This is a genomic window from Cryobacterium sp. Sr3 (assembly GCF_004402835.1).
In the GTDB taxonomy this organism is placed as follows: domain Bacteria; phylum Actinomycetota; class Actinomycetes; order Actinomycetales; family Microbacteriaceae; genus Cryobacterium; species Cryobacterium sandaracinum.
In genome coordinates this window covers 48729-70160 of sequence record NZ_SOFA01000029.1, presented here as the reverse complement: position 1 = coordinate 70160, position 21432 = coordinate 48729, and the positions used below count along the sequence as shown (strand labels likewise).

At 64.8% G+C, this 21432-nt stretch carries 21 protein-coding genes; 9 read left to right on the top strand and 12 right to left on the bottom strand.

Translation table 11 applies throughout. The annotated features are described in order from the left end of the window. A partial coding sequence (locus E3N94_RS08610; RefSeq protein WP_134570088.1) for a transposase occupies positions 1-683 on the bottom strand: 683 nt, incomplete at its 3' end. Positions 684-921: 238 nt separating this feature from the next. Beyond that, positions 922-1824 (bottom strand): pseudouridine synthase, encoded by a 903-nt coding sequence (locus E3N94_RS08605; RefSeq protein WP_241987089.1) that lies wholly within the window; start codon positions 1822-1824, stop codon positions 922-924. Positions 1825-2132: 308 nt separating this feature from the next. Between E3N94_RS08605 and nrdD the strand changes: the two genes are divergently transcribed. After that, complete coding sequence (nrdD, locus tag E3N94_RS08600) at positions 2133-4370, top strand: anaerobic ribonucleoside-triphosphate reductase (RefSeq protein WP_134570087.1); 2238 nt, start codon at positions 2133-2135, stop codon at positions 4368-4370. Next, the gene (gene nrdG / locus E3N94_RS08595) at positions 4363-4965 is read left to right on the top strand and encodes an anaerobic ribonucleoside-triphosphate reductase activating protein (RefSeq protein ID WP_134401141.1); all 603 of its coding nucleotides are present in this window, start codon (positions 4363-4365) and stop codon (positions 4963-4965) included. The genes nrdD and nrdG overlap by 8 nt, the downstream gene beginning before the upstream one ends. Before the next feature lies 1 nt (position 4966). Here the strand turns inward: nrdG and E3N94_RS08590 are convergent, their stop codons facing one another. The 7 genes from E3N94_RS08590 to E3N94_RS08560 form a co-directional block, all read right to left on the bottom strand. Beyond that, positions 4967-5743, bottom strand: coding sequence for an SCO1664 family protein (locus E3N94_RS08590; RefSeq protein WP_104101567.1), 777 nt, complete (start codon positions 5741-5743; stop codon positions 4967-4969). Next, a complete protein-coding gene (locus tag E3N94_RS08585; RefSeq protein ID WP_104101569.1) occupies positions 5743-6315 on the bottom strand; it encodes a DUF3090 domain-containing protein in 573 nt (190 codons plus the stop codon). The genes E3N94_RS08590 and E3N94_RS08585 overlap by 1 nt, the downstream gene beginning before the upstream one ends. Positions 6316-6324: 9 nt before the next feature. Further along, positions 6325-7029: a histidine phosphatase family protein gene (locus E3N94_RS08580; protein WP_104101572.1), complete on the bottom strand. Its 705-nt coding sequence runs from the start codon at positions 7027-7029 to the stop codon at positions 6325-6327. A 140-nt stretch (positions 7030-7169) separates the two neighbouring features. Beyond that, positions 7170-8195, bottom strand: a complete 1026-nt coding sequence (locus E3N94_RS08575; RefSeq protein ID WP_134341960.1) for a glycine betaine ABC transporter substrate-binding protein — start codon at positions 8193-8195, stop codon at positions 7170-7172. Then, entirely contained in the window at positions 8196-8864 is a 669-nt protein-coding gene (locus tag E3N94_RS08570) for an ABC transporter permease (RefSeq protein WP_233191449.1), read from the bottom strand. Positions 8865-9028: 164 nt separating this feature from the next. Continuing rightward, positions 9029-10276 (bottom strand): ATP-binding cassette domain-containing protein, encoded by a 1248-nt coding sequence (locus E3N94_RS08565; protein WP_104101723.1) that lies wholly within the window; start codon positions 10274-10276, stop codon positions 9029-9031. 61 nt (positions 10277-10337) lie between these two features. After that, on the bottom strand, positions 10338-10979 hold the full coding sequence (locus E3N94_RS08560) for an ABC transporter permease (protein WP_134570085.1): 642 nt from the start codon (positions 10977-10979) through the stop codon (positions 10338-10340). 242 nt (positions 10980-11221) lie between these two features. On the opposite strand from E3N94_RS08560, the gene E3N94_RS08555 reads away from it, so the two are divergent. Next, positions 11222-12010 carry an SDR family oxidoreductase gene (locus E3N94_RS08555; protein ID WP_134570084.1) on the top strand — a complete coding sequence of 263 codons (789 nt, stop codon included), beginning with the start codon at positions 11222-11224 and terminating at the stop codon, positions 12008-12010. A 235-nt stretch (positions 12011-12245) separates the two neighbouring features. On the opposite strand, the gene E3N94_RS08550 is transcribed toward E3N94_RS08555, so the two are convergent. Together E3N94_RS08550 and E3N94_RS08545 are read right to left on the bottom strand one after the other, a co-directional pair. After that, positions 12246-13952 (bottom strand): AarF/UbiB family protein, encoded by a 1707-nt coding sequence (locus E3N94_RS08550; RefSeq protein WP_134416638.1) that lies wholly within the window; start codon positions 13950-13952, stop codon positions 12246-12248. 37 nt (positions 13953-13989) lie between these two features. Beyond that, positions 13990-14556 (bottom strand): PadR family transcriptional regulator, encoded by a 567-nt coding sequence (locus E3N94_RS08545; RefSeq protein WP_104101585.1) that lies wholly within the window; start codon positions 14554-14556, stop codon positions 13990-13992. Between the two features lie 197 nt (positions 14557-14753). On the opposite strand from E3N94_RS08545, the gene E3N94_RS08540 reads away from it, so the two are divergent. The 5 genes from E3N94_RS08540 (at position 14754) to E3N94_RS08520 (ending at position 19279) form a co-directional block, all read left to right on the top strand. Next, positions 14754-15647 (top strand): DUF808 domain-containing protein, encoded by an 894-nt coding sequence (locus E3N94_RS08540; RefSeq protein ID WP_104101726.1) that lies wholly within the window; start codon positions 14754-14756, stop codon positions 15645-15647. 50 nt (positions 15648-15697) lie between these two features. Next, entirely contained in the window at positions 15698-16321 is a 624-nt protein-coding gene (locus E3N94_RS08535; protein WP_104101588.1) for a LysE family transporter, read from the top strand. 133 nt (positions 16322-16454) lie between these two features. Then, positions 16455-17654 carry a lycopene cyclase family protein gene (locus tag E3N94_RS08530; RefSeq protein ID WP_104101590.1) on the top strand — a complete coding sequence of 400 codons (1200 nt, stop codon included), beginning with the start codon at positions 16455-16457 and terminating at the stop codon, positions 17652-17654. Then, positions 17651-18592 carry a Brp/Blh family beta-carotene 15,15'-dioxygenase gene (locus tag E3N94_RS08525; RefSeq protein WP_104101593.1) on the top strand — a complete coding sequence of 314 codons (942 nt, stop codon included), beginning with the start codon at positions 17651-17653 and terminating at the stop codon, positions 18590-18592. The genes E3N94_RS08530 and E3N94_RS08525 overlap by 4 nt, the downstream gene beginning before the upstream one ends. A 57-nt stretch (positions 18593-18649) precedes the next feature. After that, positions 18650-19279: a DUF808 family protein gene (locus tag E3N94_RS08520; protein ID WP_241986070.1), complete on the top strand. Its 630-nt coding sequence runs from the start codon at positions 18650-18652 to the stop codon at positions 19277-19279. Positions 19280-19321: 42 nt separating this feature from the next. Here E3N94_RS08520 and E3N94_RS08515 read toward each other — a convergent pair whose 3' ends face one another. Next, entirely contained in the window at positions 19322-20026 is a 705-nt protein-coding gene (locus tag E3N94_RS08515; RefSeq protein WP_134341958.1) for a hypothetical protein, read from the bottom strand. Positions 20027-20235: 209 nt separating this feature from the next. On the opposite strand from E3N94_RS08515, the gene E3N94_RS08510 reads away from it, so the two are divergent. Further along, the gene (locus E3N94_RS08510) at positions 20236-21045 is read left to right on the top strand and encodes an SDR family oxidoreductase (protein ID WP_241980725.1); all 810 of its coding nucleotides are present in this window, start codon (positions 20236-20238) and stop codon (positions 21043-21045) included. The last annotated feature ends 387 nt before the right edge of the window (positions 21046-21432 follow it).

Below are 21432 nucleotides of genomic sequence, written 5' to 3'. Positions count from 1 at the left end.
CGTGCTGCGACGACCGACGCGATCCACGCGGCCCCATCCGCGGAAACATGCGTGATCAGGGCTGATCGTTCCGCGCCGAGCGCATCGAAGAACGTGCCCAGGGTGGCCTTGTCCTGGCCCGGAGCAGCCCAGACCAGACGACCCGAATCGTGGTCCACGACCACAGTCAAGAACTTCCGGCCGCGCTTGAAGGAGACCTCATCGATCCCGATCCGGGTGAGCCCGGCGAAGGGATCATGGAGCTCTTCCGTGTCAGCCCACACCCGGGTGATGATCGCCCCGACCGTCCGCCACGCGATCCGCATCAACTGAGTTGCCGCGGTTTTCGAGGTTTGAGTGGCCAGCCACGCGACATATGAATCGAAGTGGCGGGTGTGGCCGGCCTGGTGCCTGGCCCATGGCACCGCAGCCACGATCACACCGTGCTCCCGGCACGACACCCGCGGGGCATCCGCCTCCAGAAAGACCCGGGTCGAGCCGAAATCCAATCCCCGCCACCGGCGCCGCCCCGCACCCTCGTCGTAGCGCGGACAGCGCTTCTGGCAGCTCCCGCACCGGTGCCGCATCGACCTGGTCAGCCGAACCGACGCAACAAAAACGCCCGCTACGAGGTCGAGATCAACGTCCTCGACCACTGTCTTGTCGACACCGAGCAAAGTCCGCCATAAAGTTAGAGACCGCACGCCGTTTTCCCGCCTATAAAGTTTCTTTCCTTTGACAGTCAGAAACCTAGACAGGAAGCGGCGTGCGGCCGTTAAGGCGCTCCGAAACACCCACGGATACAGCAGGGGAGCCAAAATTTTACCGATTTCGAGCCCAAACGGATGTTCTGGGCCGGTTCTGAGCGAAATCTCCGTCGAATTCGTTCGGCCGGGGGCCGGCAGCGGATGCTTCGCGATGGGTCGGGAGGTTGGGGCGCCTTCAGGCTGAGCCGACAGTACCCCCGGCGGCAGCAGCAACCACAGCAGCGGCACCAGCACCCCCAGCAGCCCCGCCACCCCCAGCAACAGCAACAGCAACCTCAGCCTGCAGCGGAAGCGCCCGGAAGCTCTCGAAGCGGCGCAACTCTCCGTCGATCGGATCGGTGAAGGTCACCTCGCTCGCCAGGAGCTGCAGCGGGCGGGTGAAATCGTCGAGCGCGACATCCTGAACGACCGGGTACACCGGGTCATCGATGATGGGGATCCCTAGGCCCAGCATGTGCATTCGCAGCTGATGGGTCTTTCCGGTGCGCGGCGTCAGCCGATAGACGCCCGTGTGCTGCAGAACGGTCTCCAGCTCGATCAGCGACTCGGCATTGGCCGGGTCGTCGGTCACCTCGGCTTGCCAGTGGCCGCGCCTGCTCGTGAGGTGGTTGCGCACGGTGACGGGCAAATCCAGATCCGGCCGCAGCGGGGCCAGCGCCCGGTAGGTCTTTTCGACCTCGCCGCGTTGGAACATCGATTGATACTCCCCACGCCAGCGCCGCTCCGTCGCCAGAACCACGAGGCCCGATGTCACCCGATCCAGGCGATGCAACGGCGAGAGCTCGGGAAGTCCCAACTCGGCGCGCAAGCGCACCACCACACTCTGTACAACGTGTCGGCCGCGCGGAATGGTCGAGAGAAAGGCCGGCTTGTCGATCACGACGAGTCGGGCATCCCGATGCACCACGTGGATGGTCCCGGGCACGACTGTCTCATCGGCGAGATCGCGATGAAACCAAACAAAGGTACGCGGGCCGTAGGGGTCGCTGCCCACGACCAGCGCGCCCGACTCATAGGCGAAGCGTTCCCCGGCCAGAAACCCGGCGACATCGACAAACTCGGCGAGTCGCTCGAGCAACCACGCACCCATGGTCGGCCACGGATGCGGCCCGGCCCGGCCCCCATCCGGCGTGCATACCCAGGCAGCGTCAAGCCCGTGGCGCTGTGGCAACGGGGAGGGCGGTGGCATTCACCGATCGTACGCCGCCCGGCAACCACCCCACCAACTCGGAGACACCGGCGGCGAGCCGAAGCACATGACTGCGAAACCCTACAGGTAGTATGTGAATCGCACCCCAACCACTAGATGTGGTTCTTTCGCCCGACTCAGCGTCCCGCCCGATTGCCGTGGGTACCGACCCAAGGAGATGGCAGCGCGTGCTGAAAATGGAAAATCCCGGCGCAGGAAACCTCACGACCGAGCATGCTCTGAGCGCGCTCATGGTGGCCAAACGGGACGGCCGCCTGCTCGCCTTCGACAACGCCCGCATCTACGCGGCACTGGCCAAGAGCTTCACCGAGGTGAACGGCGAGTTGACCCCGCTCACGCACCGCACCATCCGTGACCTGGTCGCTCGCGTCGACCGCGAGATCGCCTCGCGCTTCGCGGTCGACATCAAGATCTACGAGGTGCAGAACATCGTGGAACACGCCCTGCTGGACAGCAAGGAGTACGACGCCGCCGAGGCCTACATCAACTACCGCATCCAGCGGGACTTCGCCCGCAGCAAGGCCACCGACATCAACCACTCGATCATAAAACTGATCAGCAAAGACGAGTCGGTCGTCAACGAGAACGCCAACAAGGACAGCGACGTCTTCAACACCCAGCGCGACCTGACCGCCGGCGCGGTGGGCAAGGCCATCGGCCTGAAGATGCTGCCCCCGCACGTCGCCAACGCCCACCAGAAGGGCGACCTGCACTTCCACGACCTCGACTACCACCCCTACGCGCCGATGACGAACTGCTGCCTGATCGACTTCACGACGATGCTGAGCCAGGGCTTCCGAATCGGCAACGCCGACGTCAACCCGCCCCGGTCGATCCAGACGGCGACGGCCCAGATCTCGCAGATCATCGCCAACGTGTCGTCGAGCCAGTACGGCGGATGCTCGGGGAACCGCATCGACGAAGTTCTCGCCCCCTACGCCGAGAAGAACCTCGAAAAGCACCTGGTCGACGCAGGCAAGTGGATCGCGGATAAGTCGCAGCACCGGTCCTATGCCGAGGAGAAGACCCTCAAGGACATCTACGACGCGATGCAGAGTCTCGAATACGAGATCAACACCCTGTTCACCTCGAACGGGCAGACCCCCTTCACCTCCCTGGGCTTCGGCCTCGGCACCAGCTGGTTCGAGCGAGAAATCCAGAAGGCGATCCTACAGATCCGGATCGAGGGGCTCGGCAGTGAGAAGCGCACGGCAATTTTCCCGAAACTCATCTTCACCATCAAGCGCGGCCTCAACCTTGCACCGAACGACCCGAATTACGACATCAAGCAGCTTGCGCTGGAATGTTCCACCAAACGCATGTACCCCGACATCCTCAACTTCGACAAGATCGTCGAACTCACCGGCAGCTTCAAGGTGCCGATGGGCTGCCGCTCGTTCCTGCAGGGCTGGACCGACGAGCAGGGCAACGACGTCTCCGAGGGTCGGATGAATCTCGGAGTCGTGACGCTCAACTTGCCCCGGATCGCCCTCGAGGCCGCCGGTGACAAGGACAAGTTCTGGAGCATCCTTGCCGAACGGGTGAGCACGGCGCGCGACGCCCTGCTCTTCAGAATCGACCGGTGCAAGGAAGCGACCCCGGAGAACGCCCCGATCCTCTACATCTACGGCGCCTTCGGCCAACACCTGAATGCCGGTCAGCCCGTCGACACCCTCTTCAAGAACAAGCGCGCCACCGTTTCCCTCGGCTACATCGGCCTCTACGAGGTGGCCGCGGCCTTTTACGGCGGTGACTGGGAGTCCAATCCCGAGGCGAAGGACTTCACCGTCGAGATCCTGCGCACGCTCCATGGGCGCACCCAGGAGTGGAGCACCGAGTACGGCTACCACTTCAGCGTGTACTCGACGCCTAGCGAGAGCCTGACCGACCGGTTCTGCCGACTCGACACCGCGAAGTTCGGCGCCGTGGCAAACCTCACCGACAAGGACTACTACACCAACAGCTTCCACTACGACGTGCGCAAGAGCCCGACGCCGTTCGAGAAGCTGGACTTCGAGAAGGTCTACCCGGCGTACTCCTCCGGCGGGTTCATCCACTACTGCGAATACCCGATCCTGCAGCAGAACCCCAAGGCACTCGAGGCGGTGTGGGACTACTCCTACGATCGCGTCGGCTATCTGGGCACCAACACTCCGATCGACCGGTGCTACGCCTGTGGCTTCTCGGGCGACTTCGACGCCACCCCGCGTGGGTTCGAGTGCCCCGAGTGCCACAACGCCGACCCGATGACCTGCGATGTCGTCAAGCGCACCTGTGGCTACCTCGGCAACCCGCAGGCCCGCCCGATGGTGCACGGCCGGCACACCGAGATCACCTCCCGGGTCAAGCACATGCCGGGCGCCACCGGCATCCGTGGGGCGGATGCCGCGGCATCCGTCGCCGTGGATGCGTAACCCCCGGCCCGGCGAGTGGCTGTCGGAGAAACTGAGCCAGCGGTACGTCGGCGACTACAAGCCCTTCGTCTTCGTCGACGGCGAGGGGGTGCGGTGCAGCCTGTACCTGTCCGGTTGCCTGTTCGCCTGTGAGGGCTGTTTCAACGAGGCCACCTGGAGTTTTCGCTACGGGCAGCCGTACACCCAGGAACTTGAGGATCGGATCCTGGCCGATCTCGGCCAGGAGTACGTACAGGGCCTCACCCTCCTCGGCGGGGAGCCGTTCCTCAACACAGGGGTGTGCCTGGCCCTCCTCGACCGCGTGCGCCGGGAGTTCGGCACGTCGAAGGATGTGTGGTGCTGGACCGGCTACACGTTCGAAGAACTGTTGCGGGAGAGTGCGGACAAGCTGGCCCTTCTCGGCACGATCGACGTTCTGGTCGACGGTCGGTTCGAACTGGCCAAACGCGACCTCAAACTGCAGTTCCGGGGCAGCAGCAACCAGCGGATCATCGACGTTCAGGAGTCCCTGGCCAGTGGACAGGTGACGCTGTGGGGCGGGCTCACGGACGCGACCGGCACCTTCGAACAGATCGAGAAACGGAACCTGATCTAGGTCAGAACAGCGGCCAGGGCACCGCGGGCATGTCGCCGCGCGGCGCCGGGAACCGCCCTTCAGAGCGCAACCGGTCGCAGCGTGCAGCCAGTGCGGCGATCTCGGCGTCGGTGAGCAACCCGGTGAGGATGTCGCCGAGCTCGCCGGTCAGCTGCGCACTGACCCGGTCGATCCCGTCCAGCTCGTCGGCGATGAGCTCGTCGCCCAGCCAGCCCCAGAGCACGGTGCGCAACTTATGGTCGACGTGAAAGGTGAGGCCGTGGTCGATGCCGTGACGGTGCCCGTCCGGCATCGCCAGGATGTGGTCGCCCTTGCGATCGGCGTTGTTCACGATTATGTCGAACACGGCCATGCGTCGCATCGCGGCCGAGTCCTCATGGATGAGGGTCACCGCACGATTGTGCTCGTCCCGGCCGTCGAAGACGCGACGCCAGCCCGGGGTCGGCGCGGCTTCCCACGGGACGAGGTCGACGGCATCCTGATCGGGATCGGTATGCTGCCACAGCTGCACCATCCCCCGGCCCATCGGGCCACCCCGCAGCCAGGTCCGAGGCACGACGTTCCAGCCGAAGGCCTGCGAGACCAGGTAGGCCGCGGCCTCGCGGTTGGCGAGGTTGCCGTCGGGAAAGTCCCACAACGGATTCTCGCCGGCGATGGGCTTGTAGACCACCGTGAATCCGCCGATAGTGCCGAGGAAGGTCGCGTTCGAGGCCGTCGTGATGCGTCCCGTGAGCTCGAGCTCACCGTCGAGCTCACCGTCGAGGGCGGCATCGTGCATCAGGGGCTGCCGGGGAGGGTGCAGGTGTGTCCGTCGGCGTCGATGGGGTTGCCGCAGAGCGGGCAGAGGGGGCGGCCGGCCCCCACCACCTCGCGCGTGCGCTTGGCGAAGGCCCGGGCGGTACCGACGGGCATCCGTACCAGGAGCATCTCCGCCGGCTCCTGCATGATCGCGTCGAGCAGATCCTCGTCGGGCACGTCGTCACTGGCCGGATCGACTTCCACGAGCGGATAGGCCTCAAGCACAACCTGCACGGTCGAGGGGTCCCAGCCCAGGCTCATCCCGCCGGTGCGGAATTCCTCCGCGACGGGCTGATCCAGCGGCTCGTTGTCGACGAGTTCGACGGGGGTAGTGCTTGGGATGCTGAACGGGTTGCCCTCATGGCTCATCAGCTGGTCGAGCATCTCATCGATTTTCTCGGCGAGCAGCGCGGATTGTTGTTTCTCCAGGGCGATGCTCACAATCTGAGCTCCGGTGCGCACCTGCAGGTAGAACGTGCGAGAACCAGGCGGACCGACGGTACCGATGACGACACGATCCGGCCAGGCAAACTCATGGACGATTGTGGGCATGTGGGTATTTTAGGCGACCGTCGTGTGCGGCGCCTGACCAGCCCCGCCACCCACCGGCGCGTCGGCCAGAGGGGCGCTGGCGCCGAGCCAGGCGAGGTCGCCGGCATCCGTGTTGATGGCGTGCACGCTCGGCCGGCTGGTGCCGAAGCGCACGATCGAAACGGATGCCGGACCCACGTTGATGCGCTGAAAGAGGTCGAGGTGCATGCCGAGCGCATCGGCCAGAACGGACTTGATGATGTCGCCGTGGCTGACCGCCACCCACACCGCGCCCGGACCGTGCTCGGCCTCGAACGCCGCATCGTGACGACGGATGGCCGCGACCGACCGGGCCTGCATGGTCGCCATCGACTCTCCGCCGGGAAAGGTGACGGCCGACGGCTGAGACTGCACTGACGACCAGAGCTTCTCCTTGGCGAGATCGCCGAGGGCTTGGCCCTGCCACTCACCGTAATCGCACTCGGTGATGTCCTCCTCCACCGGCGTCACAAGCGAGCCGGCCTGCTGATCCAGGATGAACTGAGATGTCTGCCGGCAGCGCTCCAGAGGACTCGACACCACGCCGACCAGCGGCACCACGGCCAGGCGCTTGGCCGTGAGGGCGGCCTGGTCCTGCCCGATCTGGTCGAGTCGAACGCCGGCAGCGCGGCCGGCCAGCATTCCGGTGGCATTTGCGGTGGTGCGGCCGTGCCGCACGAGGATGACTGTGGCCATGGGTACAGCCTAGACAGGCAGAGTGGGAACGGAGCCCGGCCAGACGCTCTGATGCTTGAGGAAGCCGGATGTCACGTCGCGTCCTCGCAGCTGACCGCCGACACCGTCCACGCGGTGCAGTCAGCTGGACTCTCCGTGACTCAGTCGGTCGGGTCGGTGATGAACCCCTCGTCGATCATCCAGGCATAGGCCACATCAGCGGGTTCCTTCCCGTCGACGTCAACCTGACGGTTCATGCCGCGCAGAACCTCGTCGGTGAGCTTGGGCGAAATCCGGGCGAAGATCTCTTCCAGGCCGGGGGTGGCCTCGATCGACTGGGTGAAGAAGACCGGCGCGACGTTGTACGCAGGGAAAAACGCGAGATCGTCGATCAGAACTGTGAGGTCGAGCGCGTCGAGTCGACCGTCGGTCGTGAAAACCTCGCCGAAGTTGCAGGCGCCGTCGTCGGTCGCGCTGTAGATCGCACCGGTGTCGTAGATTCCGATGTTGCCATTGGGCACCCCGTCAGCGGCGCCACGTTCGAGTCCGTAGTGGGCGAGCATGGGGTTCATGCCGTCCGGCCGGGAGTTGAATTCGGATTCGACGCAGAAAGTGCGATCCTCCACCGGCAACGCGGCGAGTTCGGACATGGTCGTGATGCCGCCGAGCTCGGCGACCGCCTCACTGCGCACAGCCAGGGCATAGGTGTTATTCATCGGGGCCGGTGCGCCCCAGGTGATGCCGTTCTGGATGTCGATGTCATACACGGCTTGCCACATTTTGTCTTGGTCGGCGATCGACTCATCCTGACCGAGGTAGGTCAGCCAGGCGGTTCCGGTGTATTCCCAGAGCATGTCGGCCTGACCAGAAAGAATCAGCTCGCGGGTCGGCTGGCTGCCGGGCAGATTGCTGAGGTCTGTGACGTCGAATCCCGCGGCGGTCCCGGCGAGCACCGCGATCTTGCCGAGCAGTAGCTGCTCCGTGAAGTTCTTGGACGTGACCGTGAGGTCGACGCCCTCGGCGCCCTCGAGCGGGGTGATCGACCCAGGTCCGACCGCGGGAACGTACGAGGTTGCCGGCTTCAGGCCGCAACCGGTCAGAGCGACTGCGGACAGGGTGAGGAGACCGGCTACCACCCCCCAGCGGCCGAGGGACGTGAGGCGGGTGCGAGAAGACGAGCGATACATCTAGAGTCCCTTCGGGCGGGCGATGTGTTCCACAACGCGGCCGACCCAGTCGATGAGCAGGGCGAGCAGAGCCACGAGCAGCGCTCCGGTGACGAGCACGGGGGTGAGGCTGAGATTGACGCCCGTAGTGATCAGGATGCCGAGTCCGCCGCCGTTGACGAACGTGGCCAGGGCCGCGGTGCCCACCAGCAGAACGAGAGCGGTGCGCACGCCCGACAGCATGACCGGAACGGCGAGCGGGAGCTCCACCCGAAACAATACGGCGGCGGAGCTCATGCCCATGCCTCGTCCGGCCTCGATGAGGCGGGCGTCGACCTGCTGCAGGCCCACCATGGTGTTGCGCAGCACCGGAAGCGCGGCGTAGAGCACGAGACTCAGCGTCGCGGCCCAGAAGCCGAAGCCGACCCAGAACGCGAGCAGCACGACGACGCCGATCGCGGGGGCCGCCTGACCGAAGTTGGCGATGGCGAGCACCGGAGCGGTCAGAAACCGCAAGGGTCTGCGGGTCAGGGCGATTCCCAAGGGAATCGCGATGACCAACACGATCACCGCGGCGAGCAGGGTGAGCTGGATGTGCTCCACCGTGTAGACCCAGAGCGCGCCGGGAGCGAGGGTGGTGAGCACGATCGGCGACAGGTTGGCCGTCAGCAGCCAGATCACGAGCGCCAGGAACGCGAGCAGGATGCCGGCCAGCTGGTAGACCAGTCCCCGCCACGATCGCCACACCGTGCGCGCACGGCTGACCGGTACGCCGGTCGCAGTCGGGTCGCCCGGCGTTTCAACGGCGGAATCGCCGCCGGCAAGGCCCGCCTCTGTATGCGGGGTGCGGGTACTCACTGAACGGACCGCGCGTCAGCGCCGCTGGGATCGGTCTCGATCAGGTCTGCCTCGGCGGCAGACACCTGCGCCTGGAACAGGCCGGTGTTCAGCCCGACGGGGGCCTGGTCTGACTCAAGCACGGCAGCGGACTGTGACCGGGTGATGGCGTCCATCACGGTTTGAACGTCGATGACGCCCTTGAACATGTCGCGGCGGCCCGTGACGAGCGCGGCTCCGGCGCTCGAGACGAGCATCGTGTCGAGCGCGTCATTGAGCGTGGCCCGCTTGCCGACGAGCGGAAGTTTCGGGTCGGGAACGTCGCTGATGACCTCGAGGCGGCCGAGCTGGCGCGCGGAGAGCCACTGGATGGGTCGGCGACGCTCATCAACGATGACCGCGTGGCCGTGGCCGGTCTCGACGACGCGGGCCAGCACATCCGCTGCCCGTTCACCGGGTTTGCCCACGACGGCGTCGCTGAGGCTGACCTCCGCCACCCGGGTCAGGGTGAGCTGTTTGAGGCCGGCGCCGGACCCGATGAAGTTTTCGACGAACTCGTTGGCCGGGTCGCCGAGGATGCGTTCCGGAGTGTCGTACTGCACGAGCTGGGCACCCTCGTTGAAGATGGCGATCCAGTCGCCGAGCTTGACGGCCTCGTCGAAGTCGTGGGTCACGCAGACGATGGTCTTCTGCAATTCTTCCTGGATGTTGATCAGTTCGTCCTGCAGGCGCAGTCGGGTGATCGGGTCGACGGCGCCGAAGGGCTCGTCCATCAGAAGCACGGGCGGGTCGGCCGCGAGGGCGCGCGCCACGCCGACGCGTTGCTGCTGGCCGCCGGAGAGCTCCTTGGGGTATCGGTCGCGGTAAAGCGCCGGGTCGAGGGAAACAAGCTCGAGAAGCTCGTCGACGCGGGCCGCGATGCGGGCCTTGTCCCAGCCGAGCATCTTCGGCACGATGCCGATATTGGTGGCGACTGTCATGTGCGGGAAAAGTCCTCCGGCCTGAATGACATAGCCGATGCCTCGGCGCAGGGTGTCGCCGTTCATGTCGGTGACGTCGTCGCCATCGACGACGATGCGCCCCTCGGTCGGTTCGATGAGCCGGTTGATCATCTTGAGTGTCGTGGTCTTGCCGCAGCCCGAGGGACCGACGAGCATCACGATCTTGCCGGCCGGGATCTCCATGGTGAGACCGTCGACGGCGGGGCGCGCCTGGCCGGGGAACCGCTTGGTGACGTGGTCCAACAGGATGCTTGCACCGGTGATGCCGGTGGGGGTGACGGATTCTTCGGTGCTGCTGGATTCAGCAGGGTTGGATGCAATGTACTCAGACACGGATACCTCGAGGTGTGGTCAGGCGGCCGAGGCCGACGAGAAGGAGATCAAGAATAAGGGCGAGCACGACAACGCCGATGACGCCCGTCAGCACTGACTCGAGGGAGTTGGCGCCGCCGAGTCGGGATAGGCCGGAGAAGATGAATCCACCCAGGCCCGGGCCAAGGGAGTATGCGGCGATCGCGGCGACACCCATGACCATCTGAGCGGATACCCGAACGCCCGTGAGGATGATCGGCCAGGCGATCGGCAGTTCCACCTGCAGGAGCGTGCGAAACCGGCTCATGCCGATGCCGCGGGCGGATTCCGCGATCGATGGAGCGATACCCGACAGGCCCACGACCGCGTTCCGCAAAATGGGCAGCGTGGCGAAGAACGCCACCACGACGACGGCCGGAAGGACACCGAAGCCGAGCGGCGCGATGAGCAGTCCGATGAAGGCAAACGACGGGATGGTCAGGCCGATGGCCGACACCGAGTTGGCGATCCCGGTGAGCGCGGAACTGCGGTAGACGAGCGAAGCCAGCACGACGGCAATGACTGTCGCCAGGATCAGGCACTGAACGACAAGGCTGAAATGCTGCCAACTGCTGAATAGGATCTGCTCATACTGATCCCCTAGAAAGTCCAACACATCAAAACCTCTTCGAGTCGAGAACACACTGATTCACCGCCACCGGCACGGGCGCAATGGGAGGCGCGGATGCCGAACTGGATGGGGACGCAGGCTGTGAGCCTTCGGTGAGGGTTGCTGAGCATTCTCGCACGGCCACTCCCCTATTGCCGCAGCGAGATATTACGGACCGGTGTGCGCCTGACTGGCCGACTGGATGCTCCTCTAGGGTGTGAACACCGTTTACGTCAGGAAGCAGCTGAATGAATTTCGATCTCGCGGGCAAGACCGCCCTCGTCACCGGCGCCAGCTCGGGCATCGGCAATCACTTCGCCCGAGCCTTCGCCGCGACGGGGACGAGCCTCATTCTGGTGGCCCGCCGAACCGAGAAATTGGAGGCTCTCGCATCCGAATTGCGCAAGCAGAACGGGATCGACGTCCACGTCATTTCGCAGGACCTGAGCGAGCCCGGTGCGGCCGCCGCGGTCGAGCACCAACTCCTCGACCAGCAGATCACCGTTGATGTTCTCGTGAACAACGCCGGCTTTGGAACCAATGCGCGCCTGGTCGACGAAGACCGAGCCCGCCTTCACGCGGAAATCGCTCTGAACGTCAGCACGCTGGTCGACCTGACGGCTGCCTTCCTGCCGGGCATGGTGGCCCGAGACTCGGGCATTATCGTGAACATCGCCAGCACCTCGGCGTACCAGCCCGTGCCCGGAATGGCGGTCTACGCAGCCACGAAGGCGTTCGTCCTGTCGTTCACCGAGGCCGTCTGGGGCGAGACCCACAACACCGGAGTGCGGGTTTTCGCGGTGAGTCCGGGGTCCACCGACACTGAGTTTTTCGACATCGCCGGTTCGCAGTCACCCGGCAAGCGAGTGCCGGCCTCGAATGTCGTCGACGCGACCCTGGCTGCCATCAGCGCCAGAAAATCGGTGCCGTCCGTGATTGTCGGTGCGCGCAACAGAATCACCGCATCGCTCGTCACGTTCATCCCACGCAGAACGGTGATCACACTTGCCGGTTCGATCTTCCTTCCCCGGGGCTAGCCGATCGGTCTGTGGCTTTCCGAAGGTCAGGTCCAGTGCCAGGTCGAGAGCAAATTCGGCCAGGGCACCATCGGCCGGCTTTCGCCTCGCGGGGCACTTCTGACGCCGCCGCGGTGAAGTGAGCGACCGGGCGCGCGTCGTGACCTCGAGGCCGACGGCAACCCCGCATCCCGCTTTTCGTTCTGACCAGACATAGGCATTTCAGTAACCGAAATGGCGTTCCACGCAGTCGGGACTAGAGCAGCGGTCCGCGCCGCGCCGATAGCCCGGCGAAGAGGGCGTGCAACAGCGGGAGCGCGGACACGGCTACGAGCACCGTTCCGAGCACGACATCTTCGGCACGAAGCAGAATGCCGCCGATCAGCAGAGCGGCGAAGAGGATTGCCGAGACGATCTGACGTGCGGTTCGCTCGATGATGACCAAGCGACGCTCGATCCGGGGAGTCTGCACCGAGACGGTACCGTCGTCGAATCGCGTCGTGAGGCTGTCGAGCCGCTGGGGAAGCCGCGCGATGATGGCCGCAACCGACGCCACTTGCTTCGCGGTCGCCTGCACCACGTTCCCGCCCTCGGCGCGGATCAATTGGGCGGAATATGGCTCGACGGAATTCCAGATATTGAAGGCGGGGTCGAGCGAACTGCACATTCCCGAGGTCAGCGACATCGCGCGCACGATGAGCAGAAAGTTCTCCGGAAGCTGAAACGGCAGCGAGCGCACCACATCACCGAACTCGATGGCGAAGGCGCGGAACTCGCGCGGGTCGACATCCTGCAACTCGGCGAAACCCATCCCGCCGAAACGGGCGAACAGCTTCGTCATCGCGCGCTCGAGTTCGGCGGTATCAGCGGACGGCAGGAGCACACCCACTTCGCGGATGCCGTCCACCATCCCCTTTCCGTCCCGTGACGCGGCGGCGATGAGCAGATTCACCAGGCCCCGACGCAGGACATCGGGCACGTCGCCCATCATCCCGAAGTCGATGAAGGTGAACTTCCAGGCCCGGCCGTGGTCCGCTCCGGGTACACCGGCGGCGAGCGGCGTGACGAAGATGTTTCCGGGGTGCGGGTCGGCGTGGAAGTAGCCATTGACGAAGAGCTGGTCGAACATGACCGCCGCGAAGTCCTCGGCAACTTCTGACGGGTCGATTCCGGCTGCCCTCAGCCCGTCGACGTCGTTGATCTTGATCGCGGTCACGTCTTGGAGGGTCAGCACGCGCCGCGTGGTGCGCTCCCACACCAATTCGGGAACGCTGACCCGGGGGTCGTCTGCGAAGTTCCGCTCGAACCGTTCGGCGCTTGCCGCCTCGTGCAGGTAGTCGATCTCCTCAAGACTCGTGAACGCGAACTCCTCGACCAGGGCGGGCATGTCGACGCGATCCGAAACGAGACGCACGTGGCTGAGCCAGCGGGCAACACGTCGGAGAGCGCCGAGGTCGACCTCGACGATCTCGCTGATGCCCGGCCGCTGAATCTTGACGACGACGTCGAGCAGACCGGTCTCGGCGGCATCGAGTTCCGACAGCCGAGCGCGGTGCACCTGACCGAGGGATGCTGCGGCCAGCGGCGAGGGATCGATGTAAGAGAACGCACGCTCGAGCGTCACACCCAGCTCGGCTTCAGCGACGGCCTGGATCGCCGGAAAGGGCACCGGCGGAACCTCGTCTTGCAGACCTTCGAGCTCTTTCGTGATCTCCGGCGGCAGCACGTCGAGGCGCGACGACATGAACTGGCCGACCTTGATCATGAGGCCACCCAGGTCGACCGCGAGCACGTGGAAGCGCTGCGCGATGTGCTGCAGTCGCGCCGATCTGCTTCGTGCCGCGACCCGCGCGAGCCCGACCCGCGGGAGAAGGACCTCGTAACACCACGTCTGCGCCAAATACAGGGCGGCGAACCGCAAAATCCGGCGGTAGCGGGCACGCAAGTCCGCGACGTCGGTCATCTGATCTCCGTGATGCCGACGTGCTGAGGGCACTCGGTCAGTCCTGGGCGAGGATGGCGTACAGCTTGCGACGCGCCTCATCCAGGATGGCGACAGCCTGCTTCACCTGCTCCGGGTTGCCGGATCGCGCGACCTGCGCGGCGGCCTGAGCCAGGTCGATGCCGGCCTTGGGCAGCGCGGCCGCCCGCCCGGTGTCCCGAGCGCTCTGGGCCTCCCACGGGGCCGGCTGGTCGGCCATGGCATCCGCTACCCCGCGGCCTTCGTCCGTGAGCGAGTAGGTCTTGCGACCGTTGGACTCCTCGGCGTTGATGAGGCCCTCGTCCGCAAGCAGCTGAAGCGTGGGATACACCGAGCCGGGGCTCGGCTTCCAGGCGCCATTGCTGCGTTCCTCGATCTCATGAATGATCTGGTAGCCGTGCATCGGCTTCTCGGCGAGCAGCGCAAGCACCGCCGCACGCACGTTCCCGCGTGCCATTCTCGGACCGGCCTTGCGGTCGAACTGTCCGCGCAGCTGCTCCATGGCATCCCACATTCCGCTGGGCCAGCCCTCACCAGCACCGCCCCGGCGTGCCCTGAACCCGTCACCCATAAATGAACCACTCATGATGTCCTCCTCAGCGCCGAAGCCATCCGGCTCGACGATAGTCAACGATATATCGTTCGCGACGTGATGGCGAAACCAGGATCAATCTTCTTTCCACCGTCTGGGAGGCGCCTGTGCCCACCCTGCCGCGCGGTAATGTTGACCCCATTGCCGTCGCCTTGCACCAGGACGACGCCCCTGAATCCGAGGAGAACCAGATGTCCGTCGGCCTGCTCGCCGTTGTCGATGACATACTCACCGCCGCTCTCAAAGCTAGCGCGAAGACCGCAGGCGTCGTGATCGACGATGCGGCCGTCACGCCTCAGTACGTTCAGGGACTGTCACCGGCGCGCGAGCTTCCCATCGTGTGGCGGATCGCTCTCGGTAGCCTGTTCAACAAATTCGTCATCATCATCCCGCTCGCACTACTCCTCTCCGCCTTTGCGCCGTGGGTGTTGCCGTGGCTGCTGATCATCGGCGGTACCTATCTGTGTTTCGAGGGTGCGGAGAAAGTCACCGAGTGGTTCGGAGTTCATCACGGCACTGACAACACTGAGATGCGAGATGAGCGAAAGCTCGTCTTCGGTGCTATTCGCACCGACCTCATCCTCAGCACAGAGATCATGCTCATCGCACTGGCGGGTCTCGATCCCGATTTTGGCATCTGGATGACGCTCGGCGCCTTGGTCGTGATCGGCCTGGGGATGACGGCGCTCGTCTACGGTGCGGTCGCCCTGCTGGTCAAGATCGACGACATCGGGCTGACGCTGATGAAGCACCCGGTACGACGGGTCAGACGCACCGGCGCGCGCATTGTGCGATCGATGCCGGCCGTGTTCCGAGTGATCAGCGTCATCGGCACGGTCGCCATGTTGTGGGTAGGAGGCCACCTGGTGATCGTGAACCTGAACGACACGATCTGGAGCGTTCCCTACGACGTTCTGCACGCCGTGACGCAGGCGGTCGAACCTGCCGGACCCATCATTGCCTGGGTCACCGACACCGCGATGTCGCTCGTTTTCGGGCTCATTCTCGGCCTGATCATTGTCGCGGCCCTGTCCGGGATCTCGCGCCTTCGCAAGCAGAATCGGTCCCACCGCGTAACGGCCTGACCCCGTCGCCGGCTGGCAAGCCGCAATCAGCATGAAACGAGGATGTCCCGGTGCAGTTCTCCCTGTGGGTGGCCCTTGTCGGCGCGGGCACTCTGATCAGCTTCACGCCCGGTGCGGGGGCGATCAACACCATGAGCAACGCTCTCAACGCGGGCTTTCGCCGCTCCATCTGGGGAATCCTCGGCCAGCAGGCCGCGCTTCTCATCCACATCGTGATCGTGGCACTCGGTGTCGGTCTGCTCGTGGCCGGTTCTCCGATCGCCTTCAACGTCATTCGCTACGCGGGTGCCGCCTACCTCGTCTACCTGGGCATCCGTCAGTTTCTGGCCAAGCCGGAACTCGATGGCGAGCGCACCCGGGCCCTGAGCGATGAGCCCCGCTGGTCGATGTTCCGACGCGGGCTGTGGGTGAACATGCTCAACCCCAAAGCGATCGTGTTCTTCCTCGCGTTCCTGCCTCAGTTCATCCGGGTGGACAGGCCGATGCCGACCCAGTATCTGATCGTCGCGGCCACCGTCGTTGCGATCGACATTCTGGTGATGTGGTTCTTCTTCGCCGGAACAGCGCATTCATTCGCGCGATTCACCCGCGACGATCACGGCCAGCGCGTGTTGAACCGTGTCTTCGGTGTGCTCTTCGTGGCTGTCGGCGTGCTGCTCGCGGTCCTCCACTGAGGAGTCCAAACCACCGGTTGAAGGTGTTTTTCGCAGCCGGGTCAGCAGCCGAAAAATCACACACCAAGACCACTAGGCTGTTCGGAGATCGTCCCATTGGCACCTCGGACGTGATCGAGCGCAAGGAGCACAGATGACGCCTGCCGTGGACGCCGACCTCGTGATACTAGGTGGTGGACTCGCCGGTCTCACGCTGGCCGCCCGGCTGGCCCGAGTACGTTCTGGTTTGCGCGTCGTGGTGCTGGAACCCCGCACGGCCTATCAGGACGACCGCAGCTGGTGCTTCTGGCGACCGGAACAGCACGACCTGTCACACCTGGTCTCACGAAGCTGGAAGACCTGGACCTTTTCGGATGCGGCGGGCCTCACCGTTCGGCATCGGGTACCCGGGCTGGCCTACCAGTACATTCGGGGCAGCGATTTCTACGCGAGCGCGCAGGCCGACATCGCGGAGTCTGCGAACGTCGACCTGCGCCTCGGCGTGCACGCCGAGACGGTCGACGCAGTCCCCGGCGGCGTTCGGGTTGAGACGAGCGCGGGCCCCCTACTGGCCCGTCAGGTGGTTGACACCCGACCACGGGCCGCCGAGTCGATGCTCTACCAGAGCTTCGTGGGCTTCGAACTGGAGCGTGAGCATCCGTTGCCGTTCGAGCTCGGCGAGGTCACGCTGATGGGGTCGCTCGACGCCGACGCTGAGGGTTTGAGCTTTGTGTACGCCCTGCCGCTCGGCCGGAACCGCGCGATCGTGGAGTGGACCCGCTTCGGCACGGCGCCGATAGAGCGGGAGCGCCTGGTCGGCGAGCTCGACGAGGTACTCACCGGGCTCGGCCTGGCCGACGCCCGCCGGGTGCGCACCGAGGGTGGCGTGCTGGCCATGGGTCTGGGCCGGCAGACGGCGTCGCCGATCCCCGGGGTCGTGCACGCCGGCAATGCCGGCGGGGCGCTGCGGGCTGCCTCGGGCTACGGGTTCCTGCGCATTCAGCGCTGGGCTCAACTCTGCACGGAGAGCCTGCTCGCTGGCCAGGGGGCGGTGGGCCACCCAGACGAACCTCGGGCGAGGCGCGCCTTCGATCGCATCTTTCTGCAGGCCGTTCGGGCGCATCCGGAACGCACCGCGGAGTATTTTTTCGCCCTCGCCCGCGGCGTTGCCCCCGCCGCGCTGGTGCGCTTTCTCAGCGACGGCGCCCGACCCACGGACTACGCACGCATCATCGCGAGCCTGCCGTGGACCCCTTTTCTTGCCCAGGTGGCCGCGCCTGCGGCGTTCAGCCCGGCACAGACCCTGCCGGCCACCAGACCGACGCCGACCACAGAAACCAGCGTGCAGCGATGACCGATCAGACCACTCCTCCCCGTAGCGAGGCCGCCCGCGTCACGCCGCGGCGGCGGCGCGTGCCCGCCGAGACGGTGGTGTTCTCCAGCCTGGCCCTGGTCATTCTGGCCGTGGTCGGACTGGGCATTCCCATGCCCTCGCCCACGGTTCAAATCGTGCTGCTGGGCATCCTCGCCGGTGTGCTGGGCCTGCCCCACGGCGCTCTCGATCCACTGATCGCGCGCCGGGCTGGGCTGTGGCGCACTCCGCTGGGCTTCGCCGGGTTCAACGCGGTCTACATTCTGGTCGTGGTCGGCGTGGTGCTGCTCTGGCTGGTCGCGCCCGTGCTGAGCCTGGTCGCGTTTTTGCTCGTGTCGGCGCTGCACTTCGGCTCCGATTGGAATGCGGACCGGTCGGTCGGGCTGCGTTTTCTCGCCGGATTCGGGCTGCTCACCGTGCCGGCGCTGTCGCATCCTGACCAGGTCAGAGCAATCTACGTGGTGCTGTCCGGTGACGGAGGCGCAGTGGTGGCCAGCGTGCAGGAGTGGCTCGGGCCGATCGCCGTGGCAGGTCTGATGATCGCTGCCCTGGTCGCCCTGCGACACCGGCCGAGCGAGAGCGTTGAGATCGTGCTCGCCACAGTGCTCGGCCTGGCCACAGAACCGCTGGTCTTCTTCGTGCTGTATTTCTGCGCACTGCACAGTTTTCGGCACTTGAAGGGAGGATTCCAGGAGGAGCGGGGCGGCGGACGGCAGACGGCCCTCCTGGTCGTGGTCTACACCGTGGTCCCCCTCCTCGCGGTAGCGGTCTTCCTCGTCGCGTTCGGCCCCGGCGGCGTTCTCAGCGAGCAGATCCTGCAGCTGGTGTTCATCGGTCTGGCAGGGCTCACCGTGCCGCACATGATGGTGGTGACCTACGAAATTCGTCAGCGACGAGCAGCTGGTGCGGTTCTGCTGTGACATCTCCTGCCCGTGCCGAGCGGAACTGTGGTCAGCACTGCGTCGCCCACCAGGGTGATGCCCCCATTCGAGGAGGTCCAGATCTCGGTCGGCTTGCTCGCCGTAGTCGATGACGTACTTACCGCCGCCCCCACGGCGAGTGCTAAGACCGCAGGAATCATCATCGACGACGCGGCCGTCACCCCACAGTACGTTCGGGTTTTCACACCGGCACGCGACCTCCACGCTGTCAGGCAGATCGCACTCGGCAGCCTGTTCAACAACTTCATCATCATCCCGCTCGCACTGCTCCTTTCCGCATTCGCACCATGGGTGTTGCCGTGGCTGCTGATCATCGGCGGCACCTATTTCTGCTTCGAGGGTGCGGAGAAAGTCACCGAATGGTTCGGCGCCCACCATGAGGCTGACGACACTGAACCGCGGGATGAGCGAAAACTCGTCTTCGGCCCTACTCGCACCGACCTGATTCTCAGCACAGAGATCATGCTCATCGCACTGGCGGGTCTCGATCCCGATTTCGGGACCGGTTTGACGCTCGGCGCCCTGGCGGTGATCGGCCTCGGCGCGCGCATCGTGCGGTCAATGCCGGCCGTGTTCCGGCTCATTCTGGGCCTGAGCATTGTCGCGATCTTTTCCGGAGTGTCGCACTTTCTGGAACGGAATCGGACAGACCGCGTAGCGGCCTGACGAGAGCCTCGTGGGCGTCGGCGTGCTGCTCGCCTTCATCCACTAAGAATCTGAGGATGCTTCTGCGTCTACCCGGGCTGCGAATTCCTCCATGCCTGTGGCGATGTTCTCTTGTCGAGAGTCGTCATCTTCGGGGTTGTCAGGAGCGTCATACGGCCAAGACATGTACACGTTGGGGTCGATCACGAGGAACGCGGCCAGCGAGCTGCTCGGGATCGCTTCATAGTCGCGCACCTGCTCGTCTGACTGGTCCATGCCCATCCAGGCGATACCCGTGTTTTCTGGCAGGACAACCCAGCCTTGACCGCGGAACACCTCGGCGAGATCTGGTGGGACGCTGGCATGCACCTGAGCGAAACCGCGGGTGGTGAGGGCCGGTGCGAGAGTGTTGAGGAGTTCCCGGCACACCTGCGCGGATCCACCGGTGATCAGCAACTCGAAGACGGCGGTGCCGTGATCGCTGACGATTGCATCGTCGATGTCATCGTCGGTGGAGTCTTCGTCGAGCTGATTTTCGTCAACGTAGCTGTCCGGTTCGGTGACAAGAGCGCCGAGAAGCCGGCCGTCATCGGTTTCGGCGACGAGGGCCAAAGCCATGGACTCAATTTGGAGTTCGATGGTGTCGTCGAAATAGATCTCAGGCGCGTCATCGACTTCGGCCTGCGGGTGTTCAGCGAACAACGCGACGAAAGCGGTCCGATGCTTCTTATTGAGGCGTCGGACTCGGAAGCTCAGTTTCTCGCTCATGCTTGAGCCTCTCGACGATGTTCTGCGTGCTGTCATGCTCCGGTATCGGAACAATCGAATTTATCATGCGGGCCAGAGCAACATTGGCACTCAGCTCCACACCTCCTCGTCCTGACGCTCATCGTCAGGGGAGCATACTTCCGCTTCTATTTCTTGATCTCGTGCCGAGACGAAGAGTTTTCGCATGGCGCCAAGGTAGCCCGCTGCCAATGAACGTGGCTACTGTGGCGAGACGTTCGTCTTGCGATCCGAGCGGGGCGAGAAAAACAGAATCGAGACCGATCATGGGAAAACTCGACGGCAGGATCGCGCTGGTGACAGGCGGTTCCGTGGGTATGGGCGCGGCGGATGCGACGCTGCTGGCAGCAGAGGGAGCCCGGGTCATCGTGGCCGACATAGCCGATGACGCCGGACAGGCGCTGGCGGATTCGATTGGCGGCGTCTACCGACACCTCGACGTGGCAGACGAGGCGCAGTGGAAGCAGGTGGTGGCCGACGTCGACTCCACCGTCGGTCACATTGACATCCTCATCAACAACGCCGGAATCGTCGCATTCACGCCTGTTGCCACTACAGAGTTGGAGGAGTGGAACCGCGTCATCGGCATCAATCTGACCGGAGTCTTTCTGGGCATCCGCTCGGTCGCTGAATCAATGAAAGCTGCCGGCGGAGGGGTCATCGTCAACGTGTCGTCCACCGCGGGAATCATGGGCTACTCCAACCTGAGCGCCTACGTTGCCAGCAAGTGGGGAGTGCGCGGACTTACAAAAGCCGCGGCCCTGGATCTCGGCGCTGACAACATCCGCGTAGTCTCGGTGCACCCTGGCGGCATCCGTACACCGATGACCGCGGGTATGGAAAGTTTGGAGATGTACGCGGGGCAGCCGATCCCGCGCATTGGCGAGCCTGAGGAGGTGGCGAAGCTGATTCTGTACCTGGTCGCCGACGCAACCTACTCCACCGGCACCGAATTCATCGCCGACGGCGGTGCGACGGTCGGGCAAGTCCTGAACGTGTGAGCGTCAGGTCGCCGGTTTCGACCCCTGCGGAGTGACGACCACCTTGCCGAGCGCACACCCTTGTCTGAGGGCAGGGACGCCCATCCGGCGCCCGGTCAGCAGGCCAAGCGCAACGCCGATCGTCGCGACCCCAGAAGCGTGGGCACTGCTCCGCCAACGCAGAAATAGCGGCCGTCCGAAGCAAGCGCCTACCGTGACTGAATAGTCCAACTCGACGATTTGCTGCTTCAGTCGCTTTGTCTCGGCCTGCGCGTCAGAGGCCATTTTCGAAAGGATGGCACAACACGGTCGGGCAGATGATGGGATTTCGATGGGAAGTTTTTTTGGGATTTTCCATCTTCTCGGTATTGCGGTTTGCTCTCCGTGCCGCTTGGATGCTGGAGATGA

What these genes read in the sequence shown, in the direction of transcription:
- E3N94_RS08525 (WP_104101593.1), top strand. Translation starts at nt 17,651, where the DNA reads ATGACCGATCAGACCACTCCTCCCCGTAGCGAGGCCGCCCGCGTCACG.
- E3N94_RS08575 (WP_134341960.1), bottom strand. Translation starts at nt 8,195, where the DNA reads ATGTATCGCTCGTCTTCTCGCACCCGCCTCACGTCCCTCGGCCGCTGG.
- E3N94_RS08550 (WP_134416638.1), bottom strand. Translation starts at nt 13,952, where the DNA reads ATGACCGACGTCGCGGACTTGCGTGCCCGCTACCGCCGGATTTTGCGG.
- E3N94_RS08530 (WP_104101590.1), top strand. Translation starts at nt 16,455, where the DNA reads ATGACGCCTGCCGTGGACGCCGACCTCGTGATACTAGGTGGTGGACTC.
- E3N94_RS08590 (WP_104101567.1), bottom strand. Translation starts at nt 5,743, where the DNA reads ATGCACGATGCCGCCCTCGACGGTGAGCTCGACGGTGAGCTCGAGCTC.
- E3N94_RS08585 (WP_104101569.1), bottom strand. Translation starts at nt 6,315, where the DNA reads ATGCCCACAATCGTCCATGAGTTTGCCTGGCCGGATCGTGTCGTCATC.
- E3N94_RS08540 (WP_104101726.1), top strand. Translation starts at nt 14,754, where the DNA reads ATGTCCGTCGGCCTGCTCGCCGTTGTCGATGACATACTCACCGCCGCT.
- nrdD (WP_134570087.1), top strand. Translation starts at nt 2,133, where the DNA reads ATGGAAAATCCCGGCGCAGGAAACCTCACGACCGAGCATGCTCTGAGC.
- E3N94_RS08580 (WP_104101572.1), bottom strand. Translation starts at nt 7,029, where the DNA reads ATGGCCACAGTCATCCTCGTGCGGCACGGCCGCACCACCGCAAATGCC.
- E3N94_RS08515 (WP_134341958.1), bottom strand. Translation starts at nt 20,026, where the DNA reads ATGAGCGAGAAACTGAGCTTCCGAGTCCGACGCCTCAATAAGAAGCAT.
- E3N94_RS08510 (WP_241980725.1), top strand. Translation starts at nt 20,236, where the DNA reads ATGAACGTGGCTACTGTGGCGAGACGTTCGTCTTGCGATCCGAGCGGG.
- E3N94_RS08555 (WP_134570084.1), top strand. Translation starts at nt 11,222, where the DNA reads ATGAATTTCGATCTCGCGGGCAAGACCGCCCTCGTCACCGGCGCCAGC.
- E3N94_RS08545 (WP_104101585.1), bottom strand. Translation starts at nt 14,556, where the DNA reads ATGAGTGGTTCATTTATGGGTGACGGGTTCAGGGCACGCCGGGGCGGT.
- E3N94_RS08520 (WP_241986070.1), top strand. Translation starts at nt 18,650, where the DNA reads ATGCCCCCATTCGAGGAGGTCCAGATCTCGGTCGGCTTGCTCGCCGTA.
- nrdG (WP_134401141.1), top strand. Translation starts at nt 4,363, where the DNA reads ATGCGTAACCCCCGGCCCGGCGAGTGGCTGTCGGAGAAACTGAGCCAG.